The sequence below is a fragment of the Actinomyces sp. ICM47 genome, assembly GCF_905369875.1.
Classification (GTDB): Bacteria; Actinomycetota; Actinomycetes; order Actinomycetales; family Actinomycetaceae; genus Pauljensenia.
Genome location: NZ_CAJPJE010000049.1, coordinates 1 through 16,264, shown reverse-complemented (window position 1 = coordinate 16,264; position 16,264 = coordinate 1). Strand labels below are relative to the sequence as shown.

Annotated in this window: 14 protein-coding genes, 1 tRNA gene and 1 pseudogene; 10 read left to right on the top strand and 6 right to left on the bottom strand. The window is 64.7% G+C overall.

Features of this window, described 5'->3' with window-relative positions; genetic code table 11:
* The 5 genes from QZ149_RS08765 to QZ149_RS08745 form a co-directional block, all read left to right on the top strand.
* A partial coding sequence (locus QZ149_RS08765) for an alpha/beta hydrolase (protein ID WP_291451026.1) occupies window positions 1-848 on the top strand: 848 nt, incomplete at its 5' end.
* Between the two features lie 186 nt (window positions 849-1,034).
* A tRNA-Thr gene (locus QZ149_RS08760) sits at window positions 1,035-1,107 on the top strand.
* A gap of 1,592 nt (window positions 1,108-2,699) precedes the next feature.
* Window positions 2,700-3,170: a DNA starvation/stationary phase protection protein gene (locus QZ149_RS08755; RefSeq protein ID WP_291451023.1), complete on the top strand. Its 471-nt coding sequence runs from the start codon at window positions 2,700-2,702 to the stop codon at window positions 3,168-3,170.
* A 331-nt stretch (window positions 3,171-3,501) separates the two neighbouring features.
* Window positions 3,502-4,545 (top strand): ferrochelatase, encoded by a 1,044-nt coding sequence (hemH, locus tag QZ149_RS08750; protein WP_291451021.1) that lies wholly within the window; start codon window positions 3,502-3,504, stop codon window positions 4,543-4,545.
* A gap of 287 nt (window positions 4,546-4,832) precedes the next feature.
* On the top strand, window positions 4,833-6,035 hold the full coding sequence (locus QZ149_RS08745) for a PLP-dependent transferase (RefSeq protein WP_291451019.1): 1,203 nt from the start codon (window positions 4,833-4,835) through the stop codon (window positions 6,033-6,035).
* 35 nt (window positions 6,036-6,070) lie between these two features.
* Here the strand turns inward: QZ149_RS08745 and QZ149_RS08740 are convergent, their stop codons facing one another.
* Entirely contained in the window at window positions 6,071-7,312 is a 1,242-nt protein-coding gene (locus QZ149_RS08740; RefSeq protein WP_291451017.1) for a chloride channel protein, read from the bottom strand.
* Window positions 7,303-7,764, bottom strand: a complete 462-nt coding sequence (locus tag QZ149_RS08735; RefSeq protein ID WP_291451015.1) for a MarR family transcriptional regulator — start codon at window positions 7,762-7,764, stop codon at window positions 7,303-7,305. The genes QZ149_RS08740 and QZ149_RS08735 overlap by 10 nt, the downstream gene beginning before the upstream one ends.
* Before the next feature lie 228 nt (window positions 7,765-7,992).
* On the opposite strand from QZ149_RS08735, the gene QZ149_RS08730 reads away from it, so the two are divergent.
* Window positions 7,993-8,322: an Lsr2 family protein gene (locus QZ149_RS08730; protein ID WP_291451014.1), complete on the top strand. Its 330-nt coding sequence runs from the start codon at window positions 7,993-7,995 to the stop codon at window positions 8,320-8,322.
* Window positions 8,323-8,381: 59 nt separating this feature from the next.
* Here the strand turns inward: QZ149_RS08730 and QZ149_RS08725 are convergent, their stop codons facing one another.
* Complete coding sequence (locus QZ149_RS08725; RefSeq protein WP_291451012.1) at window positions 8,382-8,870, bottom strand: hypothetical protein; 489 nt, start codon at window positions 8,868-8,870, stop codon at window positions 8,382-8,384.
* Window positions 8,871-8,915: 45 nt separating this feature from the next.
* Window positions 8,916-10,142, bottom strand: coding sequence for an OmpA family protein (locus QZ149_RS08720; RefSeq protein WP_291451011.1), 1,227 nt, complete (start codon window positions 10,140-10,142; stop codon window positions 8,916-8,918).
* A 256-nt stretch (window positions 10,143-10,398) separates the two neighbouring features.
* On the opposite strand from QZ149_RS08720, the gene QZ149_RS08715 reads away from it, so the two are divergent.
* The 4 genes from QZ149_RS08715 to QZ149_RS08700 all read left to right on the top strand — a co-directional run bounded on the left by QZ149_RS08715 (window position 10,399) and on the right by QZ149_RS08700 (window position 14,307).
* Complete coding sequence (locus QZ149_RS08715) at window positions 10,399-11,136, top strand: phosphoglyceromutase (RefSeq protein WP_021612715.1); 738 nt, start codon at window positions 10,399-10,401, stop codon at window positions 11,134-11,136.
* A gap of 365 nt (window positions 11,137-11,501) precedes the next feature.
* Entirely contained in the window at window positions 11,502-12,020 is a 519-nt protein-coding gene (locus tag QZ149_RS08710; protein ID WP_291451009.1) for a CarD family transcriptional regulator, read from the top strand.
* Complete coding sequence (gene ispD / locus QZ149_RS08705) at window positions 12,004-12,720, top strand: 2-C-methyl-D-erythritol 4-phosphate cytidylyltransferase (protein WP_291451007.1); 717 nt, start codon at window positions 12,004-12,006, stop codon at window positions 12,718-12,720. Before QZ149_RS08710 ends, ispD begins: the two co-directional genes overlap by 17 nt.
* A 237-nt stretch (window positions 12,721-12,957) precedes the next feature.
* A complete protein-coding gene (locus QZ149_RS08700) occupies window positions 12,958-14,307 on the top strand; it encodes an MFS transporter (RefSeq protein WP_291451006.1) in 1,350 nt (449 codons plus the stop codon).
* Window positions 14,308-14,916: 609 nt separating this feature from the next.
* On the opposite strand, the gene QZ149_RS08695 is transcribed toward QZ149_RS08700, so the two are convergent.
* A complete protein-coding gene (locus tag QZ149_RS08695; protein WP_291451004.1) occupies window positions 14,917-15,045 on the bottom strand; it encodes a hypothetical protein in 129 nt (42 codons plus the stop codon).
* Between the two features lie 448 nt (window positions 15,046-15,493).
* A pseudogene (locus QZ149_RS08690) lies at window positions 15,494-16,264 on the bottom strand (hypothetical protein); the annotation flags it as partial.

Below are 16,264 nucleotides of genomic sequence, written 5' to 3'. Positions count from 1 at the left end.
GTGCCACCTACGCGGGCCTCTTCCCCGAGAACGTCGGACGCTTCGTCCTCGACGGAGCCCTCGATCCCTCGCTCAGCATCGAAGACGTCTCCGCCATGCAGATGCGCGGCCTCGATGCTTCTCTTCAGCAGTGGATCGTCGACTGCGCCACCCAGTCCACATGCCCGATGGGACGCACCAAGGACGAAGGCATCTCGAACGTACGAGCCTTCCTCGAATCCCTCGACAAGGCCCCGCTTCCCACCAGCGACCCCGACCGCCCGCTCACCGAGAGCCTCGCCATCACCGCCATGATCGGTGCCATGTACAACACCCAGTGGTGGCCCCAGCTCTCTGACGCGTACGCCGACGCGGTGCGCCGAGGCGCCGGCAGTGCGCTGCTTGAGATCGCCGACCTCATGAACTCGCGCAACCCCGACGGCACCTACGCCGATAACTCGACCGACGCGATCAACGCGATCAACAACCTGGACTACGAACCCGAAGGCACGACCGACCAGTGGATCGAACGCGCCGACGCACTCAAGAGCGAACTGCCGATCCTGGGCCGCTACGTCGGCTACCCCTCCGCCGGCCTGTCCGCCTGGCCGACCGAGCACGCCGATCGCCAGCCCATTCACGCGACCGGTGCCGCCCCCATCCTCGTCATCGGCACCACGCACGACCCCGCCACTCCCTACCCGATGGCGCAGAGCCTGGCCGAACAGCTCGACTCCGGCGTCCTCATCACCGTCGAGGGCTGGAACCACACTGCGTACCGTCGCGGTGCCGACCAGTGCGTCGTGAGGGCCGTTGAAGACTACCTGGTCAAGGGCAACGCGCCCCAGAACGGACTCACCTGCCAGTAGGTCCAATCGGTCCGGTCGATTCAGTCAGTCCGGTCGATCCGGTAGACCCAGTCGGTCCGGTCGATCCGGTAGGTAGTGACCCACGACATTGCTGGATTGGTTGTCCTGGTTTGCGTAATGGCCCGTTCGTCCAGTAGAGTTGTGCCGTTGCCTGCGCGCCCCGGAAACGGCGGAACGGCAGGCGCGGCCGCCTTAGCTCAGTCGGCAGAGCGATTCACTCGTAATGAATAGGTCGTGGGTTCGATTCCCACAGGCGGCTCAGAAGCGTCCACCCCTACAGGGGTGGACGTTTTCGTCTATCTACGAGGCTCGGGCGGAGTGCGCGGGCGAGCGTGTGGGTTATAGGGTTAGGGTGTCCCGAGCTGCGGGTGCACGTGGCTGCGGGTGCCCCGGGCTGGTGCCGCTATCGCGGCCGGGCTGCTTGGTGTGCCCGTGGGCGGCGGCCCGCCCGCTCGCCGTCCGCGCCGCGAGCTTCGCTCGGTGCGTCGTCTCGAAGCCCGGCCAGGCCCTGCCGCCGCCCACCGGCACCGCAGCCTGGCCCTCCGGCAGCCTCCGCACTGGCGCTGGTGGGGTTTTTCTATACGAAGCCTTTTGGTGGCGTGTCGCCGACGTGTCAGACCCTCGCGTAGCGAAATTCCCCCGTTTGGTGGTGGTGAGGTCGCGGTTCGTGGTGGTGTGGTGCTCAAAGTGCAGACCACCTCGGCGAAAAACGCTGAAAATGGGCTGTTGTGGGCGAGGTGGTCTGCGTTTTGGGCACAACGGCGTCTGGTAGGGTGTGTTGTTCGCGCGCGAACTCGATGTTGCGAGCGGTAACCCGCTACGTCGCATACAAACCCGCTATTCGGAGCGTGGGCGGGACTGCCCACGCACGCATTAGCGGGTTAGCGTGCGGTTTAGAGGGTTCACGTGTGACATGGCGGGCTCGGATATAACTTGGGACCCACGTGCGGGTTAGGGAAACCGCGTGGGGCTGAGTGGCCTCGCGAGGATTTGAAGTGTTGCGGTGAAATAGATCGTGCGGGGCAGCGGTTGCAGCTGGGCTCATCTATTGGCAGTATTAACCATTCAATACGCAGATAAACCCTATCGAGGCATGGTGGGCGGCTCGCCCAGGCAGTCACCTATCGGTTTAACGTGCGTGTCAGAAGCAGTTCGGTCAAGTCTTCGCTGTGCCCGCCGGACGAGGGCCGTTGCGTACGTGGATAGGTTGTTGTCTCATGGATAGGTTATGGGCATGCGGATAGCTTATTAACCTATCCGCGTGGCGATAATCTATCCGCATCGTCGTAACCTATCCGCAAAAGAGCTGAATTGGTCGCAGCTGTGGTCTCTCATCCGGTGGACTCGCGTGTTCTGGATAGGAACTGCTCTTTTGGATAGGTTACTTTTCTATCCAGAACGCCGTCACTTATCCAGATTGACGGTTCCCATCCAGTTTGCCGATGCTCTCCGTCCGCACGGACATGGGATGTGCCTGCGATTGCTCGGCAACGGCGTCATTCCCCAACGCCATCCACACGGGCATGGGGCATGTACGCACGATCTGACAGTGTGAGCAAGGCGGCCGCCTCGCGCGGGCGCGAAGGTGCGTACGCTTAAACGCATGAAGCAACCGTAACCTTGGCGAAGATTGGTAAGGCGATCCTATCCCATAGGACAAAGGTCCCAATGACGTAAAAACGCCTAAAACGACGGTTCTATTCCCGAGTTTGACAGTATCGTGAAACATTTGACTAAACAGTGGATAGCACTAGAAATTGTGGGACCAAGGGACCATCATGGATGTGTCTGAAGGGCACGGTCCCACAAGGGCTAACCCCGCACCGAAATGATACGTAGAGGAGATTCATCATGACCGTTGAGTCCACTGGTTTCAAGGCTTCCGACGTTCTCGCAGGTAACCTGCAGAAGGTTCTCACCGACGTGACGGCGCTGTCCCTCGTGGGCAAGCAGCTGCACTGGAACATCACCGGCGAGGGCTTCCGCTCGCTGCACCTGTACCTCGACGATGTCGTTGACATCGCCCGCGAGGCCTCCGACGAGATCGCCGAGCGTATGCGCGCCCTCCAGGTCGTCCCCAACGGCCTGCCCGAGGTCGTCGCCCAGCGCAACACCCTCCCGACCGTCCCCGAGACGATCATCAAGACCGACGACGCCGAGGAACTTGCCGTCGCCGCCATCAACGCGACCGTCGGCACCATGCGCGAGGTCCACGAGAAGGTCGACGCCGAGGATTCCGCCTCCGCCGACATTCTCAACGACTACATCCGCCGCTTCGAGCAGCAGGCGTGGTTCATCCGTTCCCAGAACGGCCAGGCCTGAGCCTGACACCTCCGTGAGGAGGGAGCGAGTCGCGTAGGCTCGTGTGAATAACATCGGGGTGCCCCGCCTGTGTATCAGGCGGGGCACCCTTGTGTGTGCGTGAGTTCGCCCATCGCGGTGGATGGGTGATGGAGTCGCAGTCGAACAAGGTTGGCGCTCTGCGGTATGCGGACGTATGTGCGCAGTGTGCGCCGCAGGTATCGCGTTCGGCTGGCGAGGCCTCGCCAGTGTTCAGGAGAAGTGCGACGAGGGGAGGAACGGTGTGAACGCTCTCCCCGGAAGGTGACACAGCGTCAGCGACATGGGGAAGTGTGAACATTAGGCTGGTGGAGTGACGAATTCCCAGGACGTAGCAGCGACCACCTCGACGTCGATCCATGCGCACCACGGAGAGGCACAGCCCGCCCTGGTTCTGGTGAACCTGGGGACGCCGACTGCCCCCGAGCCTGGTCCGGTGCGCGCGTTCCTGCGCGAGTTCCTGTCCGACCGTCGCGTCATCGAGATGAGTCCGCTCCTGTGGAAGCCCATCCTTGAGGGCATCATTCTGCGCGTGCGCCCGCGCGAGGTCGCCGCCAAGTACCGCAGCATCTGGATGGAGGAAGGCTCGCCGCTCATGCACTACACCCGCGAGCAGGCCCGCCGCCTCGGCGAGCGCTTGCCGGGTGTGCGCGTCGAGGTCGCGATGCGCTACGGGCAGCCCTCCATCGGTTCGGTCCTGGACCGCCTGCACGCCGAGGGCGTGCGCCGCGTCGCGATCCTGCCCGCGTATCCGCAGTACGCGGCCTCGACGGTGGCGACGATCAACGACGCGGTCGCGAGCTGGATCGGCCGCAACCGCGACGGCTTCGAGCTACGCCTGCATCGTTCTTTCCCCGCAGCCCCCGCGTACATCGAGGCGCTTGCGACCGCGTTGGAGCGCCACTGGGAGCAGGTGGGTCGCCCGAACTTCCTGACGGGGGACCGCGTCGTCGTGTCCTTCCACTCGATCCCGGTCGCCATGGACGAGGCCGGGGACCCCTACCGCACCGAGTGCCGCCACACGGTCGCCGCCCTCGAGTCGCGCCTCGGCCTGGCAATGGGGTCCCTGACGGCCACCTTCCAGTCTGTGTTTGGGCGTGCGCAGTGGCTCGGCCCGCAGACAATCGACGAGATGGGCGAGCTCGGTGCCGCGAAGTGCCCGCGCGTGGACGTCATTTGCCCGGGCTTCATGGCGGATTGCCTGGAGACGCTCGAAGAAATCGACCAGCTGAACCGCGAGACTTTCGTCGAGGCCGGGGGCGGCGACTTCCACTACGTGCCGTGGGCGAACGACTCCGATGGTGCGGTTGCTGCCTTGGAAGAGCAGTCCCGCATCGCTCTCGCTGGCTGGGTGTAGAAGCGTACGTCAATCCGAGAGGAGACGCGGGGCTGATCCGACCGCGTGCGCATGAGAGAGAGTTTGTGTGCGTATCGCGGATAGGTTATTCGCTTGCGGATAGGTTACTAAGCTATCCGCGTGTTCATAACCTATCCGTCAGCTCTTTTCCTATCCGCGAGCGTGGCGATCCGGTTGGCAACGTGGATGTGTGAGCAGTGCCGGGCGCTGCCCCTCGGATGCTGTCACAAACGACCGGCGGTCGAAACCCTCCGGCGTGGTCAGCCATGGCCTCGTACCGTGACGGTATGAGCACGACTGACTGTACCGACTTCGCGACGCTGGCCATCCACGCCGGGTTTGACCCGGACCCCGTGACGGGGGACGTGGTACCGCCGATGCACGTCGCGTCGACGTACGTGCAGGACCGGCCGGGCCAGCTGCGCAGCGGATACGAGTACGGGCGTTGTGGCAACCCGACGACCAACGCGTTCGCGGGGGCGCTGGCTGCGCTGGAGGGGGCGACGCACGGCTTCGCGTTCCCGTCGGGCATGAGCGCTGAGGACACGGTGATCCGCTTGCTGGCGCGCCCCGGCGACCACGTCGTGCACTCGACCGACGTGTACGGGGGAACTCATAAGCTCCTCAGCGTCATCAAGCCTGCCGAGGGCATCACCTCCCAGGCGGTGGACCTGACTAACCTGGCCGAGGCCGAACGCGTGATCCGCGCGCAGCGCCCCCAGATCGTGTGGGTCGAGACGCCCTCGAACCCGTTCCTGCTGGTTACTGACATCGCTGCGATTGCGGCCCTCACACACGAGGTGGGCGGCCTGCTGATCGTGGATAACACGTTTGCGACGCCGGTGTTGCAGCGGCCCCTCAAGCTGGGTGCGGACGTCGTCGTGCACTCGACGACCAAATATGTGGGCGGCCACTCCGACGTGATCGGAGGAGCTTTCATCCTGCGCGATGGCCTGGAACTGCCCGCGCACGTCGAGCCTTTTTTCGGCGAGCGCGACGCGGCGGCCGAGGCCGTGAAACTCCAGATGGCCCTCGGTCACGTGCCGTCCCCGCGCGACACGTACCTGGCGCACCGCGGCCTGAAGACTCTGGCTCTGCGCGTGCAGCGCCACTGCGAGAATGCGCAGAGGATCGCCGAGTTCCTGGCCTCCCACCCGAAGGTGAGAGCGGTCCACTATCCGGGGTTGGCCTCGGACCCGGGCTACGAGCTGGCCCAGCGCCAGAATCCCCGAGGCATTGGCGGGGTTTTGTCCTTCCAGGTTGCCACGGAGGAGGCGGCCCTCGAGCTGACGACGCGCACGCGCATTTTCGCGCTGGCTGCGTCGCTGGGTGCGCCGGAGTCCCTTATTGAGCACCCGGCGATCATGACGCATTCGACGCGTGTTGGCGGGGTTGGCGGCGTGCCTGGCACGCTTTTGCGCCTGGCGGTTGGCCTGGAGGACGCGGGTGATCTGATCGCGGATCTGGAGCAGGCGCTCGCCAGTATCTGACGGGGTGCGCGGGGCAGCTACGAGGCCGGGGTAGTTCAGCGGGCGCTGCTGAGCGAGCGGCGGCTGAGCCAGGCGGTTGCGGCGGTGGCACCGCCGACGGCGAGGGTCGCGGGGACGAGGATCATGGGTCCCTGAGCGGTGAACTCGATGACCAGGATGAGGCCGGTGAAGGGTGCGTTCATGGACGCGCCGAGGAACGCGGCGGCCCCGATGAAGGCGAAGGCGGCGACCTGCGAGCCTGGCCACGCGGCTGCCCAGGGCAGGCCGATGACGGCCCCGATGCCAGCGCCGAGGGCGACGGCGGGGGTTAGGACGCCGCCCCAGCCGCCGGCGCGGATCGTCAGGAAGGTCGTGACCGTCTTGGCGGCGAGTACCAGCGCGGCGAGGCCCAGGCCAGCACCGGTCGCCCAGACGGCGTCGAACTGGGTCTGCGCGCTGGCCTGCCCGTTGCCGAGCACGGAGGGCACCCACACGGCGATGACGCCGACGAGGAACGAGGCGGTGGGAAGTGACGCGAGCAGCCGCCAGTCGCGCGGACGGGCGGCACTGACGCGGGCGACGGCCTGCTTGAAGGCCCACCCGGTGGCCCCCAGTAGCGGCCCGATGAGGGCCGCGAACACGGTTAGGGAGAGTGACGGCGTGAGGGTGGGGACAGAGTAAAAGGGGGTGGGCCTCGTAAATCCCGTGGAGATGAGGACGGCGATGGCCGACGTGCAGAACGCGGCGGCGACAGCGCGCCTCGAACGCGACACGAGCAGGATTTCGAGCGTGTAAATCGCCCCGGATATGGGGATCGAATAGACGGCGGCCAGGCCCGCGCCCGCGCCGCACGCGACGATGATGCGCCGGTCTTCGGGGGTGAGTCCCAGGCGGTCGGCGGCGGCTGCAGAAAACGCGGCGGCCATTTCGCGCGGGGCGACTTCGCGCCCGACGGATGCGCCGAGGCCGACGATGAGCACCTGGGTCAGGGCGTGCCAGGTGGCGCGTAGGGGCGGCATTGGTGTGCCGCCCACGGCCGCCGATACGGACGTGATTGCGCGGGAGCGCCGGAAGAGAAAAAACCACGACGCGGCACCGAGGATGCCGCCGAGCACCAGGTTAAGAACGCGGCGGGCCGGGGAAGCGGCGCTGACGGCCTCCAGGAGAGTCCCGGAGTGTATGTCCCAGGCGAGGGCCTGAATCCAGTGCAGCAGGTGGATGCATGCCAGGCCGACGAGGCCGGCGATGACTCCGGTGAGTAGCGTTGCGACCGCGAATTGCCGGTTTGTCACGGACATGGCGTGTCATTGTCGATGCGCTCGCTGACACGGCTGAAGAGGCCGGTGAGCATGTCGATTTCCTCGGGCGTGATCTCGTTGAGGAAGAGGCGGCGGATGACGTCGCGCTGGACGATGGCGGCCTCGTCGAAGAGGCGCTTGCCGGCGTCGGTGAGGAAGACGAGGCCTCCGCGTCCGTCGCCCTGGCAGGGGCGGCGGGAGATAAGGTCGCGTGATTCGAGGCGTTTCATGGTGTGGGTGAGGCGTGAGCGGGAGAAGACGACCTTGTGTGCGAGGACGGAGGGGCGGATGCCTGCCTCGCCGGCGCGGTCGGTCATGAGGAGGACTGAGTATTCGGGCATCGATAGGCCCGACTGGCATTTGAGGGCGGCTTCGATGCGTTCGGTCAGGCGAGCGGTGGTGGTGAAGTAGAGCTCCCATGCCGCCGCTCGGTGGTGGTGTGCTCCGCTCACTGTGTCTCCTCGTCTCGTTGGGTGAGTCGCGTGGCCTCCCCAGCCTCGCGCGTCTGATGACGAGTATAACTTTCAATTACCGGTAGCTAGCAATCGGTGCTATATAAGTCACGTTTGACATGGAATGCGAATAGTGAGAAAGGGAGTGCGCATTGCGTTATTCTAATTAATACGAATTCCGCTGATGGTTGGAATGTGGAATTCTTGATCCCTCAGGAGGAATAGAATATGAAGAAGACGACGAAGGTCGTGGAAGTTGTTGACGATCTCGATGGCTCGCCTGCCGATCAGACGGTGCGTTTCGCCTTTAACGGCGCTTCGTACGAAATTGATCTGAACCGCGCGCATTTCGAGGAATTCGCTGAGGCTATTCAGCCTTACATTAAGGCTGGCCGTAAGGTTGGCTCGACTCGCCGCCGTGGCAATGCGGGCAACCCGAACCAGCGCCTGGAGAACGCGAAGATTCGTGCGTGGGCACAGGGGGAGGGCCTCGATGTTTCTGATCGTGGTCGTATTCCCACTCCGATTGTCGAGGCGTACCGTAAGGCGCATGCCTGATCGATACATGTCATCGGGGGGTGCAGGACGACCTGCACCCCCCGATTATTTAGTCGGTGTCACTCGACGCCTTCGATGGTGTTATTCGCACCGGTGTCGCTGGTGACCTTGAAGTTGGTGGCCTTCTCGAACGTGATTGTGTTGTTGGATCCCGTGAAAGCTGCCGTGGCAGTGAGGGCCTCAACGTGGATGTCGTTGTTGGAGCCGTTCACCGTGATGTCGGCGACCGAGCCGCCCTCAATCGCGTTGTTGGAGCCGTTGACGATGACCTTCGTGACGCCTGCGGGGATCGTCAGGTACTGGTTGGACTCGTCGAAGGTGATGGGTGCGGAGGTATCCGTAGCGCCAGTCGACGGAGCTGTGGCAGACGGCGCGGCAGGAGCCGGGGTGGCCGAGGAATCGGCGGAGGAAGCGGGCGCGGAGGCGGCCGGCGCGGCAGAAGATGAGGAGGACTCGGCCGGGGCGGCGTTGTTCTGGGTGCAGCCGGTCAGGGCCAGGGCTGCCACGGCCACGGCGGCAGCGGCGGGGAGGAGGGGCTTGATAGACATGGCGTCTCCCTTTCGTTGGATCGAAGTTACACCTTGGTCAGGGTACTAGAAAGCGGGGATGAAGATCTCGACGCGGCGGTTGAGCGCGCGACCGGCGGGGTTGTCGGAGCCGTCCGCGTTCTCGTTGGGGGCCACGGGCTTGGACTCGCCGTAACCGGTGGCGTCCATCGTCGCGGTGACGCCGTCCTTCTTCAGCTCGCCGGACACGGCGTTCGCGCGTGCCTCGGAGAGCTGCTGGTTGAAGGCTTCGTCCGAGATGGAGTCGGTGTGCCCGTAGATGTGGGCGGTGGGGACCTTCGCGTTGTTGAGCACGTCCGCGAGCTTCTTGAGGGTCTGTGAGGCGTCGGAGCGGATCTCAGACTTGCCGAAGTCGAAGAGGACGCCGTCCTCCAGGGTGATGAGCGTGCCGCAGGATTCGACGGGCTTGAGGGATTCGACGGCCGGGAACTTGCCGAGCTTGGCGGCCTTGTCGACCTTCGGCGCGTCGGTGACCTTGTGGCCGTTGACTTGGGCGGTGCCGTCGCCGTTGTTGATGATGGTCAGGCTCGGGCTCGTGTAGCTGCCGGTGCCGTCGCCGTTGTTGATGACGGTGACGGTGCGCGTGGTGTGCGTGCCGGAGCCGTTGCCGTCGTTGGTGATGGTCTCGCCGGAGCTGGTGTTCGTGTAGGTGCCCGATCCCTTGCCGTCGAGCGTGAAGGTGGTGTCCGGGGTGGTGTAGGTGCCGGAGCCGTCAGCGTCGACGGTGATCGTGAGCATGGTCGCCATGTTCGTGTATGTGCCCGAGCCATCGCCCGCGTAGGTGATCGTGGTCGAGCCTTCGGTGATGACGCCGGAGCCGTCGTCGGCGTTAACGATGGTGCCATTGGCAGAGGAGGAGACGGCCGATCCGTCGCCGCCGAAGATTGTGGAACCGGAGATCAGGGATGATCCGTCGCACTTGGCGGGCGAGACGGTCACGCCTTCGACGGAGGAGAGCTGCGAGGAAGCGGAATCGATGACGGCCTTGTCGGCGTTGGAGGCGAACACGTCGATAGCGGGCAGGGAGAACAGGGGGATCGGGGGGATCTCTCCGGGACGGTATCCGGGCACCGTCGGGGTGGACGAGGCCGTGGCTGAGGCAGTCGGGGACTGTGTCGGCTCGTCGGTGGTGGCCTCCGCGGTGGGAGCGGCGGTCTCGGTGGTCTTCGGCTTGGAAGAACCGCAGGCGCCCAGAGCGAGGGTGGCCGCGGTGATGAGCGCGGCCGCTGTCAGAGTGCGTCGTGTGATGGTCATGGTTTAACCGTACGGGACAAAACAGGGGCGCATACTGTTCCGGTAATCATGTCAAGCTGCGGGTTTTCAACGAACTCAGGGGGAAAAGGAAGGAGCGTTCAGGGGTTAATCAGGGGAACCCCGGGGTGCGCCCGGGGGTGGGAAACCGGGGAAACGGCCCCGGCCTCGTCCCTGACGTGGGGGAACTGCTCAACCTGTGTCGTGATCAACGACACGGAATGTAGGAGCTGGGCGTTGTCTGTGGGACAATAGAGACATGAGCTACAAACTGGTGCTGCTCCGCCACGGCGAGAGCGAATGGAATGCAAAGAACCTCTTCACCGGTTGGGTGGATGTTCCGCTGTCGGACAAGGGCCGCGCGGAGGCTACCCACGGTGGTGAGCTCCTCAAGGAATCCGGCGTTCTCCCGGACCTCCTGTTCACGTCGATGCTGCGTCGCGCCATCATGACCGCGAACCTGGCTCTCGACGCCGCTGATCGCCATTGGATCCCCGTTGAGCGCAATTGGCGTCTCAACGAGCGCCACTACGGTGCGCTCCAGGGCAAGAACAAGAAGGAAATCCGTGACGAGTACGGCGAGGAGCAGTTCATGCTGTGGCGCCGTTCCTTCGACGTGGCTCCGCCCGCCATCGAGGCCGGCTCCGAGTTCTCGCAGGATCAGGATCCCCGCTACGCCGGCGAGCCTGTTCCCATGAGCGAGTGCCTCAAGGACGTCATCGCGCGTCTGCTGCCCTACTGGGACGAAGCCATTGTTCCCGCGATCAAGACCGGCAAGACCGTCATGATCGCCGCGCACGGCAACTCGCTGCGCGCCATCGTCAAGCACCTGGATGAGATCTCCGACGAGGATATCGCCGGCGTCAACATCCCCACCGGCATTCCGCTGGTGTACGAGCTCGACGAGGAGACCCTCAAGCCCATCAAGAAGGGTGGCACCTACCTGGATCCTGAGGCCGAGGCGAAGATCGCCGCGGTCGCCAACCAGGGTAAGTGAGCAACGCGGGGCCCCGGCATCGTCTGCGTGGACGAGGCCGGGGTTTCGCCGTACCCTCGGTCGCGGCGTGTGGGCGGTCAGCGAGGACCCGGTGGAGGCGTGTCTGCCGTGGCATGGACGGCGCGCGGATGCCTGAAATACGCCGTGTTTCGGGGGCTGGTGAGCATTGTGGCGCATTCCCTAAATCTGACCATGTGATCGTGACCGGGGTCGCAAGCATGGTCGTATTGTGGTCGTACTTGAAGATGGTTTGTGCCGTTCCTCTAGTGCGTGTAACGTAGGCTTTTCATGCTGTCTCGGGGATATTCGTCAGGCAACTGGTAGAATAGGCCGTGCTATCCACGCGAGCATCCAGGAGTCTTTCCATGTCGTTCGAAATCGGTCAGACGGTCGTCTACCCGCACCACGGCGCAGCCACGATCGAAGAGGTCATGACGCGCACCATCCGTGGTGAAGAGCGAACATACCTCAGGCTGCGCGTGAACCAGGGCGATCTTGAAATCCAGGTCCCCGCCGAGAACGTCGACCTGGTCGGCGTCCGTGACATCGTTGATGAGGATGGGCTTGAGGAAGTCCTCACCGTCCTGCGCGCCCCCTACCTTGAGGAACCCACCAACTGGTCGCGCCGTTTCAAGGCGAACCAGGAGAAGATCGCGACCGGCGATATTGTTAAGGTCGCCGAGGTCGTGCGCGACCTGACGCGCCGCGATGACCTGAAGAAGCTGTCCACGGGCGAGAAGCGCATGCTGACGAAGGCGCGTTCTATCCTCACCTCCGAGCTGGCCCTGGCTCGCAACATTGAGAAGTCGGAGGCCGCCGCGCGTCTCGACGCCGTCCTGGCTGAGGGCCGCATCGAGATCGATGACGATGTCGCAGCTGAGTGAGGCTTGCGCGGTCCTGACGGCCGCCGGTTCGGGTTCGCGCCTCGGCTGCGAGCTGCCCAAGGCCCTCGTCTCCCTCTCGGGTCGCCCCCTGGTCTGGTGGGCGGCCCGCGGCCTACGCGCCGGGGGAGTGGGGATGATCGTCGTGACTGCCCCGGCCTCGTCCATCGAGGATTTCCGCGCCGCCCTGGCTGACATCGAGGACGTCCTCGTGGTCGCTGGCTCTGACCGCTCCCGCCAGGCGTCCGTCGCCCTGGGCTTGGCTGCCCTCCGGCACCGTGATGCGGACACGGTTGTCCTCGTGCATGACGCGGCTCGTCCCCTGACACCCCCGGAGGTGAGCGCGCGCGTCATCGACGCGGTGCGCGGCGGTGCTGGTGCCGTCATCCCGGTCCTGCCCGTCACGGACACGCTCAAGACCGTGGACGCCTCGGGCCTCGTCACGGGCACGCCCCGGCGCGCTGACATGGTGGCCGTGCAGACCCCGCAGGGCTTCCGATGGGACGTGCTCACCCGCGCGCACGAGGCGGGTGCCTCCCGAAGCGCCGACGAGGCCGTGGCTGCCACGGATGACGCGGGCCTCGTCGAGGCCGTTGGAGGCTCCGTTCAGACCGTTGCCGGTGATGAACGCTCCCTGAAGGTGACACGCCCCCTGGACCTCGCCCTCGCCCAGCTTCTCGCAGCCGAGGAGCCGAGCGCCTAGCGGCGCGGCGGATCTTGTCTGAAGGAAGGCCATCGCGCCTGCCATACCGTTTATGGTGGCCTGCGGTGGCTCTGACCTCCGCATTCGCGCCCGCCCGCGCAGCCAGGCGTTCCCCGTGAGGTGTCCACGGTCTCGTCCCCACTGCGGCCCGAAGAGGGGGCGCGCCGCGAAACGTGGTAGTTTCGCCCTGGGCGCACCAGCGCCACCGAGCACTCCCGAGCGAAGGAGCCCGATTCCATGAGCACCACGCCCGCCACCCATCGCCGCGTCATCACGCGCAAAGTCGTCGATTGGGCGGCTTGGGACTGGGGCAGCGCCGCCTTCAACGCGGTCGCCACGACCTTTGTCTTCACGACGTACCTGACCAGCGACGGCGTTTTCACGGACGCGGGGACGGCCGCGACGTGGCTGAGCAACGGCATGACGATCGCGGGCCTGTTCATTGCGCTGCTCGCCCCGATCACCGGTCAGCGCGCTGATCGACGAGGCCGTGGCGGGGCCTGGCTCGGATGGTTCACGGGGGCGGTCGTGGTCTGCATGCTCGCCATGTACTTCGTGCACCCGGCGTCGGTCCTCGGCCCTAAGGGTGCGCTCATGCTGGGTATTGCGCTGCTGGGCTTGGGTAACGTGTTCTTCGAGTTCGCCTCCGTGAACTACAACGCGATGCTCAACCACCTGGGTGAGAAGGAAGACCGCGGCAAGATTTCGGGCTTCGGCTGGGCGGCTGGCTACATCGGCGGCATCGTCTTGCTGCTGATCCTCTACGTCGGCCTGATTGGCGTGAACGTGCTGGGCGTGCCCGCCGACGAGCACCTCAACATCCGCATCTCCATGGTGATCGCCGCCCTGTGGCTGGGCGGCTTCGCGATCCCCGTCCTGAAGAACCCGCCGCTGCCTCAGAAGGTGTCGACGGCGGACGACCATGAGACGATCCTCGACTCCTATAAGCTCCTGTGGCGCACGGTCGTCACCCTCAAGCGCGAAGCCCCGCACACCCTGTTTTTCCTCATCGCCTCAGCCGTTTTCCGCGACGGCCTGGCAGGCGTCTTCACGTTCGGCGCGGTCCTGGCCAAGACGGCGTTCGGCTTCAGCGCCAGCGATGTCATGATCTTCGCGATCGCCGCGAACATCGTTGCAGGCCTGGCGACCGTGGCGTTCGGGTGGGTGGACGACAAGATCGGCCCGAAGAACGTCATCATGCTGTCCCTGACCGCAATGGTTGTCGCCGGGTTCGGCGTTTTCTTCCTGCACTCCCACGGACCCATCGTGTTCTGGAGCCTCGGCCTGGTCCTGTGTGTTTTTGTTGGCCCCACCCAGTCCGCGTCGCGTTCCTTCCTGTCGCGCATCATCCCCGCGGGTCGCGAGGGCGAGGTCTTCGGCCTCTACGCCACGACGGGCCGCGCCGTGTCCTTCATGGCCCCCGCCATGTATGGCCTCTTCCTCATGATCGGTAAGCGGATGACCCCCGCGGGCGCGGACTACACCTACTGGGGCATCCTCGGCATCATGCTGATCCTCGGTGTGGGCCTGGCCCTGACGGCACCCGTCAAAGCCGAGCGTGCCACGCTCGACCACATGGCGGACTGAGGCCTCGGCGAGGCCCCACGCCCACGCGTGACACGTCCCCGACGCGACCGAGCAAGTTTCGGGCGTCGGGGACGTGTCGTCTATTGGGGTTATTGGACATGTCGTGTTGGCGGGACTAGTCCTAGGTGTTGTGTTGGGGTTTATTCCAGCGGATCGCTTCGTCGGTACTCCGCGGCTCGGGGCCAGAGAACAGATACTCCGTGCTCGCTTATCGGAGAGTCCCTCTCCTCGGTACGCTAACCCGCTATTCCGAATCGGGGTCCTCTCCTCCGCACGCTAACCCGCTATTCCGAATGTGGGCAACCCCGCCCACGTATGGAGCAGACGGCCCGCGTGCGGAACAGGGGGCTGGCGTGCGAGCACACCATGACGTCAGGTTGCGAACGTCCTGAAGCGTCCCTGGTCGGGGAATGACTCACCTGTGTTTATGAGAGGAGGGGCGTCGTGAGCCTCGTCGACGAGGATGACCACGGTGGCACCCGAGACGTTGCTCAGGGGAGCAAGCTCGTCCTTCGCACAGGGGTGGACTCGTGGGAGGAGGTCCGGGAGGGAGATCGTTGGGTGTTCACGGTCTGTCCCTGTGCTCTGTCAGTGCTTGGTGAGAGAGGGTCACGAGGCCTTCGGCGTGAAGGCCGTGATCTGCTCGTCGGTCACGCCGATGAGGAGGTCGTCGAAGGCCCATGTCAGGTTTGTCGCCTGGTTCAGTTCGTGCGATGTGTATACGACCTCGCCGTTCATGTCGACGAAGAAGGACTACAGTCCTCGTGGTGGTCGCTGTCCCCTGATAGCCGACCGGGGTGGGATCCGCCTCGATCTGCGGGGCAGTCGCTTCCGGCGTCGGATCTGGATGACGGACGTGAATGTACGTGCTCCTCACGGAAAGCCTGTACAGAAATCCGGCGAGGGTACCGATGACGAGTACCGCAACCAAAGTAACGAGGACAACGAGCACCTGACGGCCCAGTTTTGTTCGCCGTGGGGGCTGCTGAGCAGGGGGCTGAGGTGCCTGGCGGTCCTGGGAGAACGACTGCGGAGACTGAGGCTCGGGTGCCTGAGAGCCGCCGTTCGAGGGGTGCAGCGGCTGGGGTACCGGGCTACTCGCGGGGGGGGGGTGATCGTCGTTGCTCATGAGTTGTTTCTATCACACTCGTACGCTGAGCATGACGCCGTGGCCACCCAGGCCTCGTCACGAGGAAGCAGGAACGAACGCCTTGATTTCCTTATCAGTGATGCCGATCAGCATGTCGTCAAAGACCCAGGTGAGGCGTGTGGCCCTCGTGAAGTCTTTCGTCGAGGAAGACGAACCATCGGCGGTGTTAATGATGTAGCTGTTAGTGTCCTGGGAGTTGAAGGACCTGACATACAGGGTCGATCCATCGGCGCTGACACGCAGGTCCTTCGGAGTGAAGGAGCAGCCGTCGCGCACGAACCGGCGTGCAGCGTCCGGGAGCGGGACCTCGCGCGTCGAGTCGTCGGCGGTCAGGGCGACCGTGATCGTGCACTCGCCCGTGCCGGTCATGCTCACCGTTCCCGTTGCCCACGCCGCTCGTTTCTGTGTCATGAAGGTCTGGATGTCCGACGTCGTCGGCTGCGTCCCGTCTCGGCTGAGCGCGGGCAGGTCCGGTTCGGCGGTGAACGTCGCTTGAAGGACCCCGTCGCTGTCGAAGATAGACCCGCGAGAACCGGAGTTCTCGTAGACGATGAAACCGTTGGTGGCCACCTCGACCTTCCGGGAGTCGGCATTCCCGTTGGGATTGCTCAAGGTTACCGCCTCGCCGGTATGGACGTTGAGGATCTGCGGGAGTTCATTGGTGGCGGTGGGGACCAGGACCGAGGCGTGCACACCGTTCCCTGCGACCGCAGTGCCTACAGGTGCATAGCCCAGATCATGGTCACGCAACCCATACCCGGACTGCGTCGCCGTGGACGTGGTCCACAGGTTAGTCCACTCGCCGCC

What these genes read in the sequence shown, in the direction of transcription:
- QZ149_RS08755 (WP_291451023.1), top strand. Translation starts at nt 2,700, where the DNA reads ATGACCGTTGAGTCCACTGGTTTCAAGGCTTCCGACGTTCTCGCAGGT.
- QZ149_RS08745 (WP_291451019.1), top strand. Translation starts at nt 4,833, where the DNA reads ATGAGCACGACTGACTGTACCGACTTCGCGACGCTGGCCATCCACGCC.
- QZ149_RS08740 (WP_291451017.1), bottom strand. Translation starts at nt 7,312, where the DNA reads ATGTCCGTGACAAACCGGCAATTCGCGGTCGCAACGCTACTCACCGGA.
- QZ149_RS08730 (WP_291451014.1), top strand. Translation starts at nt 7,993, where the DNA reads ATGAAGAAGACGACGAAGGTCGTGGAAGTTGTTGACGATCTCGATGGC.
- QZ149_RS08725 (WP_291451012.1), bottom strand. Translation starts at nt 8,870, where the DNA reads ATGTCTATCAAGCCCCTCCTCCCCGCCGCTGCCGCCGTGGCCGTGGCA.
- QZ149_RS08720 (WP_291451011.1), bottom strand. Translation starts at nt 10,142, where the DNA reads ATGACCATCACACGACGCACTCTGACAGCGGCCGCGCTCATCACCGCG.
- QZ149_RS08715 (WP_021612715.1), top strand. Translation starts at nt 10,399, where the DNA reads ATGAGCTACAAACTGGTGCTGCTCCGCCACGGCGAGAGCGAATGGAAT.
- QZ149_RS08710 (WP_291451009.1), top strand. Translation starts at nt 11,502, where the DNA reads ATGTCGTTCGAAATCGGTCAGACGGTCGTCTACCCGCACCACGGCGCA.
- ispD (WP_291451007.1), top strand. Translation starts at nt 12,004, where the DNA reads ATGTCGCAGCTGAGTGAGGCTTGCGCGGTCCTGACGGCCGCCGGTTCG.
- QZ149_RS08700 (WP_291451006.1), top strand. Translation starts at nt 12,958, where the DNA reads ATGAGCACCACGCCCGCCACCCATCGCCGCGTCATCACGCGCAAAGTC.
- QZ149_RS08695 (WP_291451004.1), bottom strand. Translation starts at nt 15,045, where the DNA reads ATGAACGGCGAGGTCGTATACACATCGCACGAACTGAACCAGGCGACA.